The 17,940-nt window shown below is 62.8% G+C and carries 16 protein-coding genes and 1 tRNA gene; 7 read left to right on the top strand and 10 right to left on the bottom strand.

Annotation, left to right across the window (positions count from 1 at the left end; all coding sequences use genetic code 11):
* Positions 1-96: 96 nt before the first annotated feature.
* A complete protein-coding gene (locus A3AU_RS0118645; RefSeq protein WP_027054211.1) occupies positions 97-1,263 on the bottom strand; it encodes a D-alanyl-D-alanine carboxypeptidase family protein in 1,167 nt (388 codons plus the stop codon).
* Positions 1,264-1,346: 83 nt separating this feature from the next.
* The gene (locus tag A3AU_RS0118640; protein ID WP_027054210.1) at positions 1,347-2,570 is read right to left on the bottom strand and encodes a septal ring lytic transglycosylase RlpA family protein; all 1,224 of its coding nucleotides are present in this window, start codon (positions 2,568-2,570) and stop codon (positions 1,347-1,349) included.
* 272 nt (positions 2,571-2,842) lie between these two features.
* Here A3AU_RS0118640 and A3AU_RS0118635 point away from each other — a divergent pair.
* From A3AU_RS0118635 to rimO, 6 genes are all read left to right on the top strand, one after another.
* A tRNA-Ser gene (locus A3AU_RS0118635) sits at positions 2,843-2,932 on the top strand.
* Between the two features lie 959 nt (positions 2,933-3,891).
* Positions 3,892-4,689 (top strand): sterol desaturase family protein, encoded by a 798-nt coding sequence (locus tag A3AU_RS0118630; protein WP_027054209.1) that lies wholly within the window; start codon positions 3,892-3,894, stop codon positions 4,687-4,689.
* Positions 4,690-4,749: 60 nt separating this feature from the next.
* The gene (locus A3AU_RS0118625; protein WP_027054208.1) at positions 4,750-5,448 is read left to right on the top strand and encodes a DUF2161 domain-containing phosphodiesterase; all 699 of its coding nucleotides are present in this window, start codon (positions 4,750-4,752) and stop codon (positions 5,446-5,448) included.
* Positions 5,449-5,504: 56 nt separating this feature from the next.
* Complete coding sequence (locus A3AU_RS0118620; RefSeq protein ID WP_032917649.1) at positions 5,505-5,912, top strand: DUF930 domain-containing protein; 408 nt, start codon at positions 5,505-5,507, stop codon at positions 5,910-5,912.
* Between the two features lie 186 nt (positions 5,913-6,098).
* Positions 6,099-6,785, top strand: coding sequence for a TerC family protein (locus A3AU_RS0118615; protein WP_027054206.1), 687 nt, complete (start codon positions 6,099-6,101; stop codon positions 6,783-6,785).
* Positions 6,786-6,949: 164 nt separating this feature from the next.
* Positions 6,950-8,263, top strand: coding sequence for a 30S ribosomal protein S12 methylthiotransferase RimO (gene rimO / locus A3AU_RS0118610; protein ID WP_027054205.1), 1,314 nt, complete (start codon positions 6,950-6,952; stop codon positions 8,261-8,263).
* Positions 8,264-8,338: 75 nt separating this feature from the next.
* On the opposite strand, the gene A3AU_RS0118605 is transcribed toward rimO, so the two are convergent.
* From A3AU_RS0118605 to A3AU_RS0118570, 8 genes are all read right to left on the bottom strand, one after another.
* Positions 8,339-9,406 carry a BMP family ABC transporter substrate-binding protein gene (locus A3AU_RS0118605; RefSeq protein WP_027054204.1) on the bottom strand — a complete coding sequence of 356 codons (1,068 nt, stop codon included), beginning with the start codon at positions 9,404-9,406 and terminating at the stop codon, positions 8,339-8,341.
* Between the two features lie 51 nt (positions 9,407-9,457).
* Complete coding sequence (locus A3AU_RS0118600; RefSeq protein ID WP_027054203.1) at positions 9,458-10,378, bottom strand: ABC transporter permease; 921 nt, start codon at positions 10,376-10,378, stop codon at positions 9,458-9,460.
* Positions 10,378-11,508 carry an ABC transporter permease gene (locus A3AU_RS0118595; protein ID WP_027054202.1) on the bottom strand — a complete coding sequence of 377 codons (1,131 nt, stop codon included), beginning with the start codon at positions 11,506-11,508 and terminating at the stop codon, positions 10,378-10,380. Before A3AU_RS0118595 ends, A3AU_RS0118600 begins: the two co-directional genes overlap by 1 nt.
* A complete protein-coding gene (locus tag A3AU_RS0118590; protein WP_032917646.1) occupies positions 11,505-13,082 on the bottom strand; it encodes an ABC transporter ATP-binding protein in 1,578 nt (525 codons plus the stop codon). The genes A3AU_RS0118595 and A3AU_RS0118590 overlap by 4 nt, the downstream gene beginning before the upstream one ends.
* Before the next feature lie 133 nt (positions 13,083-13,215).
* Complete coding sequence (locus A3AU_RS0118585) at positions 13,216-14,193, bottom strand: quinone oxidoreductase family protein (RefSeq protein WP_027054200.1); 978 nt, start codon at positions 14,191-14,193, stop codon at positions 13,216-13,218.
* Positions 14,194-14,215: 22 nt separating this feature from the next.
* Positions 14,216-15,037 (bottom strand): phosphatidylcholine synthase, encoded by an 822-nt coding sequence (gene pcsA / locus A3AU_RS0118580; RefSeq protein WP_027054199.1) that lies wholly within the window; start codon positions 15,035-15,037, stop codon positions 14,216-14,218.
* A gap of 23 nt (positions 15,038-15,060) precedes the next feature.
* Positions 15,061-15,675, bottom strand: coding sequence for a DUF1326 domain-containing protein (locus A3AU_RS0118575; RefSeq protein ID WP_027054198.1), 615 nt, complete (start codon positions 15,673-15,675; stop codon positions 15,061-15,063).
* 14 nt (positions 15,676-15,689) lie between these two features.
* Positions 15,690-16,619 carry a DUF2182 domain-containing protein gene (locus tag A3AU_RS0118570; RefSeq protein ID WP_027054197.1) on the bottom strand — a complete coding sequence of 310 codons (930 nt, stop codon included), beginning with the start codon at positions 16,617-16,619 and terminating at the stop codon, positions 15,690-15,692.
* 70 nt (positions 16,620-16,689) lie between these two features.
* Here A3AU_RS0118570 and A3AU_RS0118565 point away from each other — a divergent pair, with 70 nt between their 5' ends.
* Complete coding sequence (locus tag A3AU_RS0118565) at positions 16,690-17,904, top strand: UbiH/UbiF family hydroxylase (protein ID WP_027054196.1); 1,215 nt, start codon at positions 16,690-16,692, stop codon at positions 17,902-17,904.
* The last annotated feature ends 36 nt before the right edge of the window (positions 17,905-17,940 follow it).

Raw genomic sequence — 17,940 nt, 5'->3', positions numbered from 1 at the left:
TGTTTTCATGCATGTCGTTGTCCCAAAACCGCTACGCACCCTTGGGCGACATGCATTAGATAGTCCGCGTTCGGGGAAACGTCCATGCCGTGGGTGTTATCGCAGCCAGCCGATTGCCAGTTCCTTGACGGCATCGAGCGCGCGCTGCGGCAACGTGCCGACGGCGATCGATTCAGCCGCGAAAAGCGGCGTCTCCTGGCTCAGCGTGTCGCCGATCCAGACGCGCAAAGCACCTACCGGCTGCCCCTCCTCGACGGGTGCGGCGACCGGGCCGGTGTAGACGATCCTGGCCGTCAGCTTGTCGCGGTTGGTGATCGGCAGGAAAATGGCGATCGGCCCTTTTGCCTTCAGCGTGACGCCGGATTTCGCACCGCCAAAAACCTGTGCCTCTCCCACCACCTCGTCCTTGGCGAAGATTTCGGTCTTCTCGAAGGAGCGAACGCCCCAGTCGAGCAGTTTGCGCGCCTCTTCGGCGCGTTCCTTGTCATTGGCCAGCCCGCTCATCGCCGCGATCACCCGTGTGCCGTCGTGGCTGACCGAAGCGACGATGCCGAAGCCGGCCGCCTCGCTCGCGCCGACCGCCACGCCGTCAGCGCCGATGTCCATGGCCAGCAGCGGGTTGCGGTTCCTCTGCGAGATCTTGTTCCAGGTGAAATCCTTCAGGCCATAGTAGCGGTAGAAATCCGGGTAATCGCGCCATAGATGCAGGGCCAGCTGCGCCAATTCGCGCACGGTCGTCTGCTGGCCATCGGCCGGCAGCCCGGTCGAATTGACGAAGATCGACGTCTTCAGGCCAAGCTGGCGCGCGCGCTCGGTCATCTGCGCCGCGAAATTATCCTCCGATCCGGCCATGCCTTCGGCGATGACGATGCAGCCGTCATTGGCGGCCTGCACGGTCACGCCCTGGATCAAATCCTCGAGCCGGATCGCCGATTTGAGCTTGGCGAACATCGTCGACGTTCCCGATGGCGCGCCGCCCTTGCGCCAGGCGTTTTCGCTCACCACGAACGTGTCGTCGAGTTTGAGGCGTCCGGACTTGATGGCGTTAAAAACCACTTCCATGGTCATCAACTTGGCCATCGAAGCGGGCGGAATCGGCTTGTCGGCGTCTTTCGAAAACAGCACCGTGCCGGTGTCGGCATCGATCATGAAGGCCTGGGTTGCCTTGGTCTCGAAAAGCTGCGCCTGGGCCGGAGCGAGGCAAAGCAGCAGCAAGGCCAGTCCGAGGAAGCCGGCAAATGGCGGAAAGGCGCGCAACTGCATGAAATCTCGACCCGTTCGCCGGTTTTGGCACAGCCAAGCTAGCAGGGTTTTTTCCGCCGGATCAACCGCGCGGGCAAAATAGATCAGTTGCGCACAGCCAGGGCGTCCGGTGCACCGTGCAACCATGCCGCCCGCAGCAACTCGTCCAGCCCGCCATGACCATTCGGATAGAGATTGACCGCATACCAGTCATTGCCGTCGAGGTCGGAGCGCTGAATCTCCGTTCTGCCGAAAGGTTGAAGCGCCGCGGCCACGCGCTTGGCTTCCGCGGCGTCGTCGAACGTTCCAGCGGCAACGTAGTCGGCGCTGGACGGCGACGCCTGCGGATTGGACTTTTTCCACGACCGCAGGATGTCGGCGGGCGCCATGCCGCTATCGTCCAGCGCGGCAAAGACATCGGCGCGCTGGACGCGTTCATCCGCGTAGGACAGCGAAGCCATGGCGAACGGCGACTGCGCCGGCAGGCCGATGTCGGGACGTTCCGGCACGATCGGTCCGAAGTCGGGCAGCATCAGGTCGCCGAAAGCCGGCGCCTGCGCTGACAGGGATGGCTGCGCAGCGAATGCCTCGCCGGAATTCGTCAACTGGCCGGGGAACGGCACGGCAGCCGCGCCCACCGGCACGCTGGGCGACGGCCCGTTCATGGCCACCATGACGCCGGTCGGCAGGCCATCCGACGGATCCGGAATCCGGTTGCCCGGGTGATAGGATGCCATCAGATACTGGTCATCGTCGCCATCAAGCGGCGCGCGGCCGACATATTCGACCTTGACCTTAGCGGTGCCGACCTTGGCGTAGTCGAGCATCTGCGCCGCGCGCTCCGAGACGTCGATGATGCGGCCCTCATGATACGGCCCCCGGTCGTTGACGCGCACGATGACCGAACTGCCGGTTTCAAGGTTGGTGACGCGGGCGTAGCTCGGCAGCGGCATGGTCGGATGCGCCGCGGTCAGATGCGTCATGTCGTAGACTTCGCCATTGGCGGTGAGACGGCCATGGAAGGCGTCGCCATACCAGGAGGCCAGGCCGACCTTGGCGTAACGCTTTTCTTCCTTTGGGTAATACCACTTGCCGCGCACCTGGTAGGGCTTGCCGAGCTGGTCACGGCCGCCGCCACGCCGCATGAAATTGACGCGTGGGCTCGCCTTCACGCCATATTCGGTCTCGGCGAAATATTCCTTGGAGCGCGGCTTGGTGTTCACCATCGCTTTCGGCTCGGGCTGGGAGGCGCAAGCCGCCAGCAAGGCAGCCGACGCGGCAAGAAGCGTGAGCGTCGAAGCGCGACGAAGACGCGTCGTAGCCTGCATTTTTCCCGAAATCCCCTACAGTCTCAATCAAGACGCCGTCGTTTGAACAGCAGAGGAGCCAAAACACTCGCTCGACATTACCAACGAAGCCTTGAACCCCGATCCTTTGTGCACAGGAATTGTTTATCACGATATTAACCGATTGTGGCCGGAACCGGGCAAGATTGTGGCGTCACCTCTCCCTCGAGCGGCTGGGAGCGCACGCGCTCACGCATGCCGGTTGACAGGCCTTTGCCGGGCACACTAGAGCAGTCGCATGTGACGCAGTCACTGGAGGGATGGCCGAGCGGTTTAAGGCACCGGTCTTGAAAACCGGCGTGGGCGCAAGTTCACCGTGGGTTCGAATCCCACTCCCTCCGCCATATAGCGTTGAAATATCTATATAATCTTTCGCTTTACTGATCCTGCGCACAAGATTGCGAACATGGCAAATCCAGTTACCGTTAAGAATTCCGTCGTCGAACTGATTTCGGTCGGGACTGTTGGTGCGCTCGGTGGATTCGGGCAAGCCGGGCTGGCAATGCACCGGAAATCCGGAATTATTCCCCTTTTGCCGTAGACATCGCCGACGCGCATCAAGTTGCGCGAGCCGCTGGACCCCGAAAGCGATGCCAACGTCATCCCATTTCCGCGACGTCGCAAGGCATAGTGACGCGGCCGCGTGCCATTCCCTTGCATTTTAGCTAATTCGAATGTGAGTGTGATCGGAAATTCGAGCGGGGGCTCATGATCGCAGACCTGTTTCTCACCGGAATTGCCGGGTTCGCAATCCTTATTCCGCTGTACTTCATCCTCAAATAGATGCGTTAAAGCCAAGAAGGGCGGCCCGCTAGCGCGCCATCCCCGCCGACCGCCTCCTACACCGCCGAAGCGCCCCGCGCGTCCTGGCGCCTCTCCCAGGCGGGCAAGGAACCGCTGTTCAGACCCATAGCCCGCTGCCGCAGGTGACACAGGGGCAGCGGGCCATTGGTTCGGCGGGTGGAGGCCCGCTGAGCAGGGAGTGCAGTCCGCTGCCGACATTGACCATAAGCCAGCCTTGGCTCGATCTGCGACTTACGGATTCGTAAGGAGAGATACGATCGCTTGCGCGTCCTGGCGGCTCGCCGTTGCCCGGAGGAAGCGTTCTGCCGACTCTGCGCGGTGTCGCGCCAAGGCCTCCTGCTGTAGGCGCTCCCGCTCGAGGCGATATTCCTCAGGCAGCGGCTGCCAGAGTATGGCCGGGAGACCGGCATCAAGCCTTTGGAAAGGAGAAATGTGGTTCTGTCCGCAAGCTGAAGCGCGAGCGGGTGCTGGCCGACGGCAAGGCAATAGAGGCGAACGAATGGACATATTTGGCATCAAGGCGCTGTTGATCGCCGCATTGATCTTCATTCCGTTCGAACACCTGTTCCACGAACGGCCTCAGAAGACCCTGCGCAAGGGCCTGGGTGTCGATCTGATCTATGTGCTGTTCAACGGCCTCATCATAAAGGTGGCCATCGTTCTGATCGCGGCCAACACACTCGACGCCGCGGCAGTCCTGGTCCCGCAATCGATGACGCAGGCCGTCGGCGGCCAGCCGGTCTGGTTGCAGGTCGCGGAAATCATCCTGATCACCGATATCGGCGTCTACTGGACACACCGGGCCTTCCACGAAATCCCCGCGCTTTGGAAATTCCACGCCGTTCACCACGGCATTGATGAACTGGACTGGCTCGGCGCCTTCCACTCCCACCCGGTCGATGCCATCCTCACGAAGGCAATATCGCTGACGCCGGTCTTTTTCCTCGGTTTCTCCGAAGCCTCGATTGCGCTGTTTTCGTCCATCTATTTTGGACACACGCTGCTTGTTCATTCGAACCTGCGGATTCCGTTCGGTCCCCTGAAGTGGCTGATTGCCAGCCCACAGTTCCATCATTGGCACCATGCCAACCAGCGCGAAGCCTATGACAAGAACTTCGCCGGGCAGTTGCCTGTGCTCGACATGGTGTTCGGCACCTACAATGCCACTGGCAATAAAGTGCCGGAAAAATACGGCGTCGATGATCCGATCCCGTCCAGCTACTTCGGCCAGGTCAGCTATCCGCTCCTGCCCCCGGACAAACGATCGGATCGTCCAGTGCCGAGCACCGAAGCCTGACATCGACGGCATCCCGAAGCCGAAAGGCTTTTTCTCGTCGAATCGGCTAAGCCTTGAGGCATGAACGAGACCTCACTCTATGCGCCGGTGAAGCGGTTCCTCGAAAATCTCGACTTCGTCGTGAAGGGGGAGATCGGAGGCTGCGACATCGTCGCGCTACGCGAGGGCGAGCCACCGGTGGTCGTCATCTGCGAACTGAAGCTGCAGTTCAACCTCGAACTGGTGCTGCAAGGCGTCGACCGCGCGGCCGCTTGCGACGAAGTGTGGCTGGCGGCGCGCATGTCGGCGCGGGGAAAGGGGCGCGAAAGCGACGCCCGATTCCGCAACCTCTGCCGTCGGCTTGGCTTCGGCGTGCTTGGCGTGACGGCCAATGACAAGGTCGAAGTGCTTGTCAGTCCCGCCGCGCCGGAACCGCGCAGGAATGCACGGCGGCGATCCCGCCTGGTCGACGAGCACCAGCGCCGCCGCGGCGATCCCGTTGCCGGCGGAGGATCGCGCAATCCGATCATGACCGCCTACCGCCAGAGCGCCCTCACCTGCGCCGCCGCGCTTGTCGACGGACCCAAAAGGCCGCGTGACCTGAAGGCCCTGACGCCGATCGCACCGAAAATCCTGCAGCACAACGTCTATGGCTGGTTCGCGCGCGTCGACCGCGGCCTTTACGATCTCACCGATGCCGGGCGCGCCTCGCTGGTCCGTTGGCCGCAAGCCGCGCACGATGCGCCTCGACACGAGATTTTGATTGCGTCTTCCCCCTGAATACGGGTGCTTCCCGACCATGAAACGCCCCTCTTGGTTGATTTATCAGACAAAATATGCTGCTAGTCCCGCCCATGAAGACACTCTGCATGGTGGCCATTGCGTCCTTGACGCTGGCCTTCCCGGCCAGCGCGATGGACAATGCCTTGCGTGCCGGGCTGATGAAACTTGATCCGCAAACGCGCCTGGAGCAGCGGTGCGATGCCGAAATCCTCGACCGGATCACCCACGACGATAGCAAGTTCAAGGCCGATCGTGTCGTCGCCTACGCCTTCGCGACACCCGAGATGAGCGCCGATGCGATCAGAAGCCCCGGCGCGGCGTTCCGCAGCAAGGGACAGTGGTACCGGCTGAAATTCAAATGCCAGACCGGGCCCGACCATATGGAAGTCCTGCAGCTGCGCTATCGCATCGGCGATGAGATCCCGGAAGCCGACTGGGCGAAATACAATCTCTACGATTAGTTTTTTCGCGGGGCCGTGTCCGCATCGGCTGGCGAGCCGGCAACGGCTGAAAATCTCCTGTAACGCCCCGGCCACGAAAGTGGTTTTCCAGTGTTGTCTGCCGCGGCGTCTTGACGCCAGCGGACCATGCCTTTAGGCCCGTCTGGACAATCGACAACGAACACTCGGCGAAGGGCTTCCAGGTCGATGGAAATATTTACCGCCGCTGGCATATCGGCTCTTTTTCAGGTCATCGCCATCGACCTTGCGCTCGCGGGTGACAATGCCATCGTCATCGGCCTCGCCGCGGCTGGCCTGCCGGCCGATCAGCGCAAGCGCGCCATTCTCGTCGGCATAGCGGCGGCCACCGTGCTTCGCATTTTCTTCGCCCTGATCACGCAATGGTTGCTGACCATAGGCCCCATGCTGCTGCTCGCCGGCGGCCTGCTTTTGCTGTGGGTGTGCTGGAAGATGTGGCGCGAATTGCGCGTCAGCCACGATGACGAGCGCAACGCCACCGAAGCCCTGTCGAACGGTGATTTCGACAAGGACGGTGTCATTGGCGGCAAGGGCCAGCGCAAGACCTTCTCGCAGGCGGCTTGGCAGATCGTCATCGCCGACGTGTCGATGTCGCTCGACAACGTACTGGCCGTGGCCGGCGCGGCCATGAACCATCCGACCGTGCTGATCATCGGGCTGGCCCTGTCGATCGCCCTGATGGGCTTTGCCGCATCGTTTGTCGCGCGCCTGCTGCACAAGTACCGCTGGATCGCCTATATCGGCCTGGCGATCATCCTCTATGTCGCGGTCAAGATGCTGCTTGATGGCGCCGTACAGCAATTCCCGGAGCACTTCGCTTTCCTGGAGCCCTGGTTCGGATCTGGGGGCCACTGAACCACCCGAAGACGCGGAGCAGGTTGTCGGCCGGTTTGCTTGATTGCGGAAGCCATGCTATTGCGCCGCGCGTATTGGCTCCTGCCACGCGCCACAGACCGACATTTACAGCGACTTGAGGCCGGACCAGCGTTTCGGCCCGTGCCCCCATTGGAAACTTGCCTATGTCCGCCCCTCGCGTCAGTTTCGTCAGCCTTGGATGCCCGAAGGCGCTCGTGGATTCCGAGCGCATCATCACGCGCCTGCGCGCCGAGGGCTACGAGATCGCCCGCAAGCATGACGGCGCCGATCTCGTCGTGGTCAACACCTGCGGCTTCCTGGATTCCGCCCGCGACGAATCGCTCAACGCCATCGGTTCCGCGCTTTCGGAAAACGGCAGGGTCATCGTCACCGGCTGCCTCGGCGCCGAGCCGGACGTGATCCGCGAGAAGCACCCCAATGTGTTGGCGATCACCGGCCCACAGGCCTATGAGAGCGTGATGGCCGCCGTGCATGAGGCAGCACCCCCCTCGCACGATCCGTATATCGATCTGCTGCCACCGCAAGGCGTCAAGCTGACGCCACGCCACTATGCCTATCTCAAGATTTCGGAGGGCTGCAACAACCGCTGCACCTTCTGCATCATTCCCGCCCTGCGCGGCGACCTCGTCTCGCGCCCCGCCGCCGATGTGCTGCGCGAAGCCGAGAAGCTGGCCAAGGCCGGCGTCAAGGAACTCCTCGTCATCTCGCAGGACACCAGCGCCTATGGCATCGACATCAAGTACCAGACATCCATGTTCGGTGACCGCGAGGTGCGCGCGAAATTCCTCGATCTTTCGGAGGAACTGGGCAAGCTCGGCATCTGGGTCCGCATGCACTATGTCTACCCGTACCCGCATGTCGCCGACGTCATCCCGCTGATGGCCGAAGGAAAGATCCTTCCCTATCTCGACATTCCGTTCCAGCATGCCTCGCCGCAGGTGCTGAAGAACATGCGCCGGCCGGCGCATGGCGAAAAGACGCTCGAACGCATTCGCGGCTGGCGCGACGTGTGCCCGGATCTCGCTATCCGCTCGACCTTCATCGTCGGCTTCCCCGGCGAGACGGACGAGGATTTCGAGATGCTGCTCGACTGGCTGGACGAGGCCAAGATCGACCGTGCCGGCTGCTTCAAATACGAGCCGGTCAAGGGCGCCCGCTCCAACGACCTCGGCCTCGAGCAGGTTCCGCAGGAGGTCAAGGAAGCACGCTGGCACCGCTTCATGCAGCGCCAGCAAAAGATCTCGGCAACGCAACTGGCAAAAAAGGTCGGGAAGCGCCTGCCGGTGCTGATCGACGAGGCGCACGGCAACGCTGCGAAGGGTCGCACCAAATACGACGCGCCCGAGATCGACGGTTCGGTTCATATCCAGTCGCGCCGCCCAATGCGTGCCGGCGACATCGTCACCGTCAAGATCGAGCGCGCCGACGCCTATGATCTCTACGGTTCGGCTGTCTGAACCTTTTCAGGATTGCTTCCGGCAAAATGAAAAGGGCGCCTCGCGGCGCCCTCTCCATAGTCGATGTGCCGACGCTTACTGCGGCAGCTTGTCGTCGACGCCCTTGATGTAGAAATTCATACCCAGCAGCGTGCCGTCGTCGGCGACTTCGCCGTCCTTCAACCACGCCGAGCCGTCCTGCTTGGCGATCGGTCCGGTGAAGGGGTTCCAGCCGCCGGCGATCTTCTTCTCGGTCGCTTCGGCCAGCGCCTTCACGTCGTCGGGCATGTTGGTGTAGGGCGCGAGCTTGACCGCGCCGTCCTTGATGCCGAGCCAGACATTGTCCGGCTTCCAGGTGCCGTCGATGGCCGCCTGCACACGGCTGATGTAGTAAGGGCCCCATTCGTCGGTCAGCGAGGTCAGCTGCGCGTTCGGCGCGAACTTGATCATGTCGGACGACTGGCCGAAGCCGTGCAGCTTGCGCTCCTCGGCCACCTGCAGGGCGGCGGTCGAATCGGTGTGCTGGACGATGATGTCGGCACCCTGGTCGAACAGCGCCTTGGCGGCGTCGGCTTCCTTGCCCGGATCGAACCACGAATTGACCCAGACGATCTTGGCCTTGAAGTTCGGATTGATCGACTGCGCGCCGAGCATGAAGGAGTTGATGCCCATCACCACTTCCGGGATCGGGAACGAGACGATGTAGCCGGCGACGCCGGACTTCGATTCCTTGGCGGCGATCTGGCCAAGCACGTAGCGGCCTTCATAGAAGCGGGCATTGTAGATGCCAAGATTGTCACCGGTCTTGTAGCCGGTGGCGTGCTCGAACATCACCTTGGGAAACTTCTTGGCGACCTTTACTTCGGCGTCCATGAAACCGAACGACGTGCCGAAGATGATCTTGCAGCCTTCGCGCGCCAGGCGCTCGAAGGCACGGTCGGCATCGGGGCCTTCGGAGACGTTCTCGAGATAGGCGGTCTCGACCTTGTCGCCGAGCGCCTTCTCGACCTCGAGCCGGCCCTGGTCGTGCTGGTAGGAGTAGCCAAAATCGCCGATCGGGCCGGTGTAGACCCAGCACGCTTTCAACTTGTCGGCAGCCTCCGCTGACGCGGCCAGCGACAATGCCGCTGTCGTCGTCATCAGGGCAATAAGCAGTTTTTTCATTGTGTTACCTCTCTGAGTTTGAGCCTTGGAGCTTCCCGTTTGTTATTGTTGTCAACGATCCGGAACGAATGGCTGCCCCAAGGAAGCCGGCGTGTTCATCATCGTCAGACGCTTGTTGCGTGAGATTAGAACGAGAACCACGACAGTTGCCAGATAGGGCAGAGAAGAAAGCATCTGCGAAGGCACTGGAATGCCAAAAGCCTGTGCATGAAGCTGGCCGATCCACACCGCGCCGAAGATGTAGGCGCCGGCCAGCACCCGCCACGGCCGCCACGACGCGAACACGACGAGCGCCAGTGCGATCCAGCCGCGGCCCGCGCTCATGTTTTCGACCCATTGCGGCGTGTAGACCAGCGACAGGTGGCCACCGGCCAGACCGGCGCAGGCGCCGCCGAAGATCACCGAGAGGTAGCGATAGCGGATGACCTTGATGCCGAGCGCATGGGCCGAGGCGTGGCTGTCGCCGATCGAGCGCAGCGTGAGGCCGGTGCGCGTCTTGAACAGAAACCACATCACGGCGGCGGTCAGCGCGATCGAGATGTAGAAGATAGGATCCTGGCCGAACAGAAGCTTGCCTACGACCGGGATCGAGCTCAGGCCGGGAATGTCGAGGTTGGGCAGCCTGACCCCGGGCTGGCCGACGAAGCTCGTCCCGATCATGCCGGAGAGGCCGAGGCCGAGCAGCGTCAGCGACAGGCCGGTCGCCACCTGGTTGGTGGCGAGCGACAGCGTCATGACGGCGAACAGCAGCGAAAACACCGCCCCCATGGCGATTGCCGCCAGAAGGCCGATCCAGGGCGATCCGGTCAGGTAGCCGGCCCCGAAGCCGCCGACCGCGCCCATGATCATCATGCCTTCGACGCCGAGATTGAGCACGCCGGAGCGTTCGACCACCAGTTCGCCGATCGCCGCGATCAACAACGGTGTCGCGGCCGTGGCGATGGTCAGGAGGATGTTGACGGTGATGTCCATCAGCGGGCTTCCTTCAACTTAGGCGTGGCTTCGAGCTTCGCCGCGCCTTCTTGTTTCGTCAGCGCCAGGCCGATCAGGCGGATGCGGTAGTGGATGAGCGTGTCGCAGCCCAGCACGAAGAACAAAAGCATGCCCTGGAAAACCCGCGCCACCTTGTCGGAAATGCCGAGCGCGCTCTGCACCGCCTCGCCGCCGAGATAGGTCAGCGCCAGCACGAGGCCCGCGGCGATGATGCCGAGCGGATTAAGGCGGCCAAGGAACGCCACGATGATGGCGGTGAAGCCGTAACCAGGCGAAATGACCGGCTGCAACTGCCCGATGGCACCGGAGACTTCCGAAATGCCGGCAAGGCCGGCCAGCGCGCCCGACAGCAGAAAGGCGAAGAACACCATGCGGTTGAGGCCGAAACCGGCGAAGCGCCCTGCCCTCGGGCTGGAGCCAAGCACGCGAACCTCGAAGCCTTTCAGCATGCGGCTCATCAGGATCCAGATCAGCACCGCGGCGACCAGCGCGAAGACAAAGCCCCAGTTGGCGCGTCCGGCGTCCGGCATCAGTTCCGGCAGCACGGAGGAGTCGCCGAACTGGATCGTCTGCGGGAAACCATGGCCCTGCGGATCGCGCCATGGGCCGCGCACCAGCCAGTCGAGGAAGAGCTGCGCGACGTAGACCAGCATCAGGCTGGTCAGGATCTCGTTGGTGTTGAAGCGGGTCTTGAGCAAGGCCGGGATCGCCGCATAGGCCGCGCCGCCGACCATGCCGAGCAGAAGCATCAGCGGCAGCACCAGCGGCCCTTCGAACTGCGGAAACAGCACCGGAATGGCGGAGCCGAAGATGGCGCCGAAAACGAACTGGCCCTCGGCGCCGATGTTCCAGATGTTGGCCTTGTAACAGACCGACAGGCCGACCGCGATCAGGATCAGCGGTGCCGCCTTGATCGCCAGCTCGTGCAACTGCCAGACTTGGCTGATCGGCTCGATGAAGTAGATCCGGAACGCGGTCAGCGGATTGACGCCGAGCAGCGCGAACATGATCGCCCCGGCAATGATCGTCAGCGCGAAGGCGATGAACGGCGACAGGGCCGAAAACAGCGCGGAGCGCTGCGGACGTTTGACGAGTTCGAGGCGCATCATGCCGTCTCCAGCGTATGTTCGGCGTGGCCGGGCTCGGCGCCACCCATCAGCAAACCGACCTTCTCGAAGGTTGCTTCGGCGATCGGCATCGGCTTGGAAAGCTCGCCATTGTGCATGACCGCGATCGCATCCGACATTTCGAACAGCTCGTCGAGATCCTGGCTGATCACCAGCACCGCCGATCCGCTGCGCGACAGCTCGATCAGCGCCTGCCGGATATTGGCGGCGGCACCAGCGTCGACGCCCCAGGTCGGTTGGTTGACCACCATGACGCTTGGCCGGCGATCAAGCTCCCGGCCGACAATGAACTTCTGCAGGTTGCCGCCTGAAAGCGCTGCCGCTTCCGGATCCGGCGCGCTCTTGCGCACGTCCATCGCCTCGATGATGCGTTGCGAGGCGGCGTAGACGGCGCCGCTCTTCACCATCCCGCCAGTGCCGACGAAAACCTTGCCGTCCGTGGCATGGCGCGACAGCAACAGGTTTTCCGAGAGTTTCATGCGCGGCGCGGCGCCATGGCCGAGGCGCTCCTCCGGCACGAAGGCGGCGCCCAGCAGGCGCCGTCCGGTGATGGTCAGCCCACCCGCATCCTTGCCACGGATGCGTACCGAGGCTGCATCCTGCTGCAGCACCTCGCCGGAGACGGATTCAAAGAACTCGCCCTGGCCATTGCCGGCGACACCGGCGATGCCGATCACTTCGCCGGCACGGACATTGAGGGTTATGTTCCTGAGCGGAATGGAAAACGGCGTCGCCGGCTTGCGGCTGAGTCCGCGGATTTCGAGCAGCGGCTGCGCGGTTTCGATGCCCTCGACCGGCGCTCGCACGACGGCCTGCACCTCGTTGCCGACCATCATGCGGGCGAGCGACGCCGCTGTCTCCTCGCGCGGGTTGCAATGACCGACCACCTTGCCGTGTCGCAGCACAGTGGCACGGTCGCAGATGCGTTTGACCTCTTCCAGCCGGTGCGAAATGTAGAGGATCGATTTACCTTCCGCCCGCAGCCGCTCCAGCGTCTCGAACAGCTTGTCGGCTTCCTGCGGCGTCAGCACCGAGGTCGGCTCGTCCATGATGATGAGCTGCGGCGTCTGCAGCAGGCAGCGGATGATCTCGATGCGCTGGCGCTCGCCGACCGACAGGTCGCCGACCAGCGAGTCCGGATCGAGCGGCAGGCCGTAGCTGTAGGAAAGCGCCCTCGCCTTCGCGGCAATGCTGCTGATCGGCGAGCCGTCATCGAGCGAGAGCGCGATGTTCTCGGCCGCGGTCAGCGCCTCGAACAGCGAAAAATGCTGGAACACCATGCCGATGCCGAGCTTCTTGGCGGCACCCGGGCTGGTGATGCGCACCGCCTGCCCGTTCCAGAAAATCTCGCCGGAATTGGGCTCCAGCGAGCCGAACAGCATCTTGACCAGCGTCGACTTGCCGGCGCCGTTCTCGCCGAGCAGCGCGTGGATTTCACCCTTGGCGATGTTGAGGTCGATATGATCGCACGCCGTCAGCGTGCCGAATATCTTGGTCAGGCCACGAACCTCGAGCAGGTTCGCCCCATCATGATTTGCACTCACAGTGCCTCCCATCTGGTTAGCCAGATATGTTCTGTGTTCCCGCAAGCATGGTAGGCGCCGCCGGCTCTAGACGGAAAGCGGCACGCGTCTTGAAAGAGCTTCAAGAATTTCAGCGGAATTTCGAGGGATAGCAAGCCTGGCGGGACTAAGGGATGAGAATGGTCGTTCCTGTCGTCCTGCGACCTTCAAGATCCGCATGTGCCTTGCCGGCGTCCTTCAGCGCATAGCGCTGGTTGATCTTGATCTCGACCGCACCGCTGAGCACCACCTCGAACAGCGCGGCCGAGGAGGCGTCGAGGTCCTCGCGTTTCGCGTTGTAAACGAACAGCGTCGGCCTTGTGGCGAACAACGAGCCCTTCTGCGCCAGCAGCGACATCGAGAAGGGCGGGATCGGCCCCGAGGATTGGCCGAAGCTGACGAACATGCCGAGCGGCTTCAGGCAATCGAGCGAGGCCGGGAAAGTGTCGTTGCCGACCGAGTCGTAAACGACGTCGCATTTCCCGCCGCCGGTGATGGCGGCAACGCCGGCGACGAAATCCTGCTCCTTGTAGTTGATGACATGGTCGAAGCCGTGCGCCTTGGCGAGCTCGATCTTGTCGGAGGAGCTTGCCGTGCCGAGGACGGTGGCGCCGAGATGCTTGGCCCATTGGCCCAGAATAAGCCCGACGCCGCCAGCCGCGGCATGGAACAGGATCGTGTCGCCAGCTTTTACCTTGAAGGTCCGGCGCAGAAGATATTCGGCGGTCATGCCTTTCAGCATCATCGCGGCCGCCTGTTCGTCGCTGATGCCGTCTGGAACCTTGACCACCCGGCTGGCATCGATGACGCGCTCTTCGGCATAAGCGCCTGTCGTCACGGCATAGGCGATCCGGTCACCCGGCTTCAGCCAGTCAATATCCTGGCCGACCTCCAACACCACGCCGGCCGCCTCGCTGCCGGCAATGAGCGGAAATCCGCCGGGCGGCGGATAGAGGCCGGAGCGATGATAGACATCAATGAAGTTGAGGCCGATCGCCGTATGCCTGACCAGGATCTGGCCCGAGCCCGGCTGGCCGGGATCGTTGTCCTCATAGGTCAGAACTTCCGGACCGCCATGAGCGTGGATGCGGATCGCTTTGGACATGGATTGGGCTTCCTCTGGAAGGTCAGGCTTTTTTGGCGCCGAGATTTGGAAATAGCTGCATGACGCCGCCAATGCAGGCGAGGTAAAGCCCGCTGATGGTGATGCCGATCTTGATGAAAGTGCTGACTTGTTCGCCCAGCACGCCGATCTCATCGTAGAAAGCCGCAAGAGCGGCCTGCGCAAGCGCAAGCGCGCCGAAGGCGCACCACAAAAGCGTCATTGTGAGATTGATGGGCCGCAGCCGCACGACTCGCACCGGATGGATGAAATTGATCGGGATGAAGGTCAGAATGCCGGCCACCACCACAACCGCGAACGATACCCATTGTCCCGGCTCGATGACGAACAGCGTGAACACCACCATGTTCCAGACCACGGGGAATCCCTTGAAGAAATTCTCCTTCGTCTTCATGCCGGTATCGGCATAATAGATGGCGCTGGAGACGACGATGATCGCCGCCGATAGGAACGACAGCCCCTCACCCATGAAGCCGCGCTGGTAGAGCGCGAAGGCCGGGATCAGCACATAGGTGACGTAGTCGATGATGTTGTCGAGAAGCTCGCCCGACCAGGTCGGCAGGATTTCCTTGACCTCGAGCTTCCTGGCGATCGGTCCGTCGATGCCGTCGACGAACAGGGCCAGTCCAAGCCACCAGAACATCGCCGTCCAGCGTTCCTCGCTCGCCGCCACCAGCGACAGGAAAGCGAGGAACGAGCCCGACGCCGTCAGCAGATGAACGGAGAATGCCCTCGCCTGCGGCCAGGTGACTTTCTTCTTCGGCCGCGGAATCCGGTCCGTGATCTTCTTGGCGGCTTTGCGTGCCGCCGTGTTCCTGGCCGACATGTTTCTGGCCGATGTGTTCTTGCTCACGGGCCCCGCCAATCCAGCTTGCAGATTTCGGCCGAGCGGCCGGCAAAGTTCCAGTTGCGGCCAAAGGCCCGCATCTTGCTCTTGTCGGACCTCGCCACGATGATCTCCGGCGCGATCCAATATTCTGAATTCGTGATCACCGTATCCTTCTCGCGATCCTTGCCGGCGATCGGCGTGACCGCTCCATCGATGATCTTCGGTATCTGGAAGATACGGGTCTTGTCCCGCGTCTCATAGGTGATCGGCACCTGTTCGACACCCAGGAATTTTCCAACCAGGATCGACAGCAGCGAGGTTGTTCCGCCCGCCTTGCCGGTGAAGATCTTCGTCAGTGCCTTGACGGCGTAGACCGAGGCACGTTTGTCGATGAACAGGCCGGCGGTCCAGTTGCCACGGCTCATATAGCCCGGGATTTCCATGATCAGCCCAAGGTTGAGGCCGGAGAGGTCGACCTCGCCGAAGTGACCGGCATCGATACGGAAACCCGCCCAGGTCTGGCAGTAGCCCTCGCTCGGCGGGTGGCTGCCGAGCGACAGCACGCAAGGGCAGAAAACCGTGCAATTGCAGGAGAGTACGAGCTCCCCTTTCATCGCCCAGCCCTGATCTGTCATTGAAGTTCCCCCACTCACAGCGAGACTACTAGCAGCGCGGCTGCCCAGACAAGCAGTATCGCACCGGCCAGCCGGGTTGGAAGACGGCCGGTCGTCTGTTTTTCAATCAGGGTGAACAGGCCGATCAGCGCCATCCAGAAGATGTTCATGACGCCGACCGCGAACATCACGAGCATCAGCGCCCAGCAGCAGCCGAGGCACCAGAGCCCTTGCGCGACACCGAGCCGAAAGACGCGGATGGCTTTGGCGCTCCAATTCGAAAACAGGACCGAGAACGGGTTGCGACATTTCTTCAGGCAGGCCTCCTTGAGGCCGCTGAACTGGTAGAGACCGGCAACCAGCAAGGCGAGCGCGCCGGCAATACCAAGCAGCGGATCGTACATGTCGCCGGACGCGGCGAATGCATGCAGGCCCAGTGTCAGCGCCGAAAACAGCATCGAGGCAGCGAGCCAGACGCCGAGATAGCCAGCAACCAGCACCAGCGGGTGCACGACCGGCTCGCCCTTGATCCGGGCTGTGTCGGCGATCTCGCAATAGGTGCGTATCATCGGTGCCGCGGACGGCAGCATCGCAGCGATTGCCATCAGGAACCACATCAGGTTGAGTGCCACGGCACGCAGACCGATGCTGGCGTCCAGCGGCGCCGGCGACAGGCAGAGCGCGAAGAACCGTTCGAGGAAATCGGGCAGCGGCAGCTGCGGCAAGCCGCGCAGGAGCGTGTCGCCGGGCGCGCTGCCCCGAGCCTCGGCACCGCGAACGGCCATCGCGGCCAACGACAGCCAGGCGAGCAGAATACCGGCGCCGACAATGATATTGACCGTCAGGCGCGGGTGGCGCGCGATATCGGCCATGGCGCGGCCGGCGCGGTCGAGATGGCTGAAATCGTCCTGGTGGCCGGTCATGACACCCGAATGGGCCGAATCGCCGCGTTGATCAAGCCGCATGATCTGACCTATATGCTCATCGACTGGCAGGCCTGGTGGCCCGCCCCGCATCGCAAGCCGGAAGCCGATCTTGGAGCATCAGCAAACAGCGCCGATACTGATTGCCGGCACCGGGCCGGCAGGCCTGATCGCAGCACTGGCTTTCGCCGATGCCGGCTTCCCGGTGACGCTTGTCGGGCCTGAGGCGTCGCCCCCCGATGGCCGCACCACGGCCCTGATGAACCCAGCCCTGAAGGTTCTGGAGCGGCTTGATGTCCTCGCAGATATCAAGCCCAAGGCCGCCCCTTTGAAAGTCATGCGCATCGTCGATGCGACCAGACGGCTGATCCGCAGTCCCGTCGTCACCTTCCGGGCCAGCGAGATCGACGAGGACCAGTTCGGCCTTAACCTGCCCAACAGCGTCCTTGGCCCGGCGCTTGCTGGCAAGGTGGCAGCGCATTCGGGGATCGAATGGCGCAGATCGATGGTGAAGACCTGGCGTCTCGATGCCGACGAGGCCCATGCGACCCTCGCCGACGGCAGTGAGGTTGGCGCATCGCTGGTGGTCGCCGCCGATGGGCGCCAGTCGCCGGCGCGCGAGGCAGCGGGCATTTCGACCGGCTCGCGGGCCTATCCGCAGGCCGCATTCGTGCTCAATTTCGGCCATGGAAGCGAGCATGCCTTCACCTCGACCGAGTTCCACACCGAGACTGGCCCGTTCACGCAGGTTCCGTTGCCCGGCAAGCGCTCGAGCCTCGTCTGGGTGGTGAAACCCGAGACCGCAAAGGAGCTCGCCGCACTGGATGACGCAACGCTCTCAATGCGGGTCGAGCAGCAGATGCAGTCGATGCTGGGGCGCGTGACGGTGGAGCCCGGCCGCCAGATCTATCCGCTTTCGACGGTGACGCCCCTGCGTTTTGCGCGAGACAGGGTAGCGCTTGTCGGCGAAGCCGCGCATGTGTTTCCGCCGATTGGCGCGCAAGGCCTCAACCTTGGCATCAGGGATATCGACGATCTAGTTGGAATTGCTAACGAAAATCGAGGCGATCCTGGCAACGCCAAGGCTCTCGCAGCCTACGATTTCAGGCGCCGGCCCGACATTCTGGCTCGCAGCGGCGCGGTCAACCTGCTCAACATGTCGCTGCTCTCCGACATGCTGCCGGCGCAGATGGCACGCGGCGCCGGCCTCAGCGCGCTCGGCGGCTTTGCGCCGCTACGCGCCTTCTTCATGCGCGAAGGGCTTCGTCCCGGCAGCGGTTTTGCAGCACTTGCGGGCCGCCCGCGAAAACCAATGCGGCAGCAGTAGCGACTTTGCGGATTTATCGCGACATCGCGGCATCGA

This window comes from Mesorhizobium erdmanii USDA 3471, assembly GCF_000472705.1.
Taxonomy (GTDB): domain Bacteria; phylum Pseudomonadota; class Alphaproteobacteria; order Rhizobiales; family Rhizobiaceae; genus Mesorhizobium; species Mesorhizobium erdmanii.
The sequence above is the reverse complement of the archived record's forward strand: the minus strand, read 5'-3'. Positions and strand labels throughout refer to the sequence as shown.

Bases quoted from the DNA above. Each gene is read 5' to 3' on its own strand.
- A3AU_RS0118645 (WP_027054211.1), bottom strand. From the start codon at position 1,263: ATGCAGTTGCGCGCCTTTCCGCCATTTGCCGGCTTCCTCGGACTGGCC.
- A3AU_RS0118640 (WP_027054210.1), bottom strand. From the start codon at position 2,570: ATGCAGGCTACGACGCGTCTTCGTCGCGCTTCGACGCTCACGCTTCTT.
- A3AU_RS0118630 (WP_027054209.1), top strand. From the start codon at position 3,892: ATGGACATATTTGGCATCAAGGCGCTGTTGATCGCCGCATTGATCTTC.
- A3AU_RS0118625 (WP_027054208.1), top strand. From the start codon at position 4,750: ATGAACGAGACCTCACTCTATGCGCCGGTGAAGCGGTTCCTCGAAAAT.
- A3AU_RS0118620 (WP_032917649.1), top strand. From the start codon at position 5,505: ATGCTGCTAGTCCCGCCCATGAAGACACTCTGCATGGTGGCCATTGCG.
- A3AU_RS0118615 (WP_027054206.1), top strand. From the start codon at position 6,099: ATGGAAATATTTACCGCCGCTGGCATATCGGCTCTTTTTCAGGTCATC.
- rimO (WP_027054205.1), top strand. From the start codon at position 6,950: ATGTCCGCCCCTCGCGTCAGTTTCGTCAGCCTTGGATGCCCGAAGGCG.
- A3AU_RS0118605 (WP_027054204.1), bottom strand. From the start codon at position 9,406: ATGAAAAAACTGCTTATTGCCCTGATGACGACGACAGCGGCATTGTCG.
- A3AU_RS0118600 (WP_027054203.1), bottom strand. From the start codon at position 10,378: ATGGACATCACCGTCAACATCCTCCTGACCATCGCCACGGCCGCGACA.
- A3AU_RS0118595 (WP_027054202.1), bottom strand. From the start codon at position 11,508: ATGATGCGCCTCGAACTCGTCAAACGTCCGCAGCGCTCCGCGCTGTTT.
- A3AU_RS0118590 (WP_032917646.1), bottom strand. From the start codon at position 13,082: ATGGGAGGCACTGTGAGTGCAAATCATGATGGGGCGAACCTGCTCGAG.
- A3AU_RS0118585 (WP_027054200.1), bottom strand. From the start codon at position 14,193: ATGTCCAAAGCGATCCGCATCCACGCTCATGGCGGTCCGGAAGTTCTG.
- pcsA (WP_027054199.1), bottom strand. From the start codon at position 15,037: ATGTCGGCCAGGAACACGGCGGCACGCAAAGCCGCCAAGAAGATCACG.
- A3AU_RS0118575 (WP_027054198.1), bottom strand. From the start codon at position 15,675: ATGACAGATCAGGGCTGGGCGATGAAAGGGGAGCTCGTACTCTCCTGC.
- A3AU_RS0118570 (WP_027054197.1), bottom strand. From the start codon at position 16,619: ATGCGGCTTGATCAACGCGGCGATTCGGCCCATTCGGGTGTCATGACC.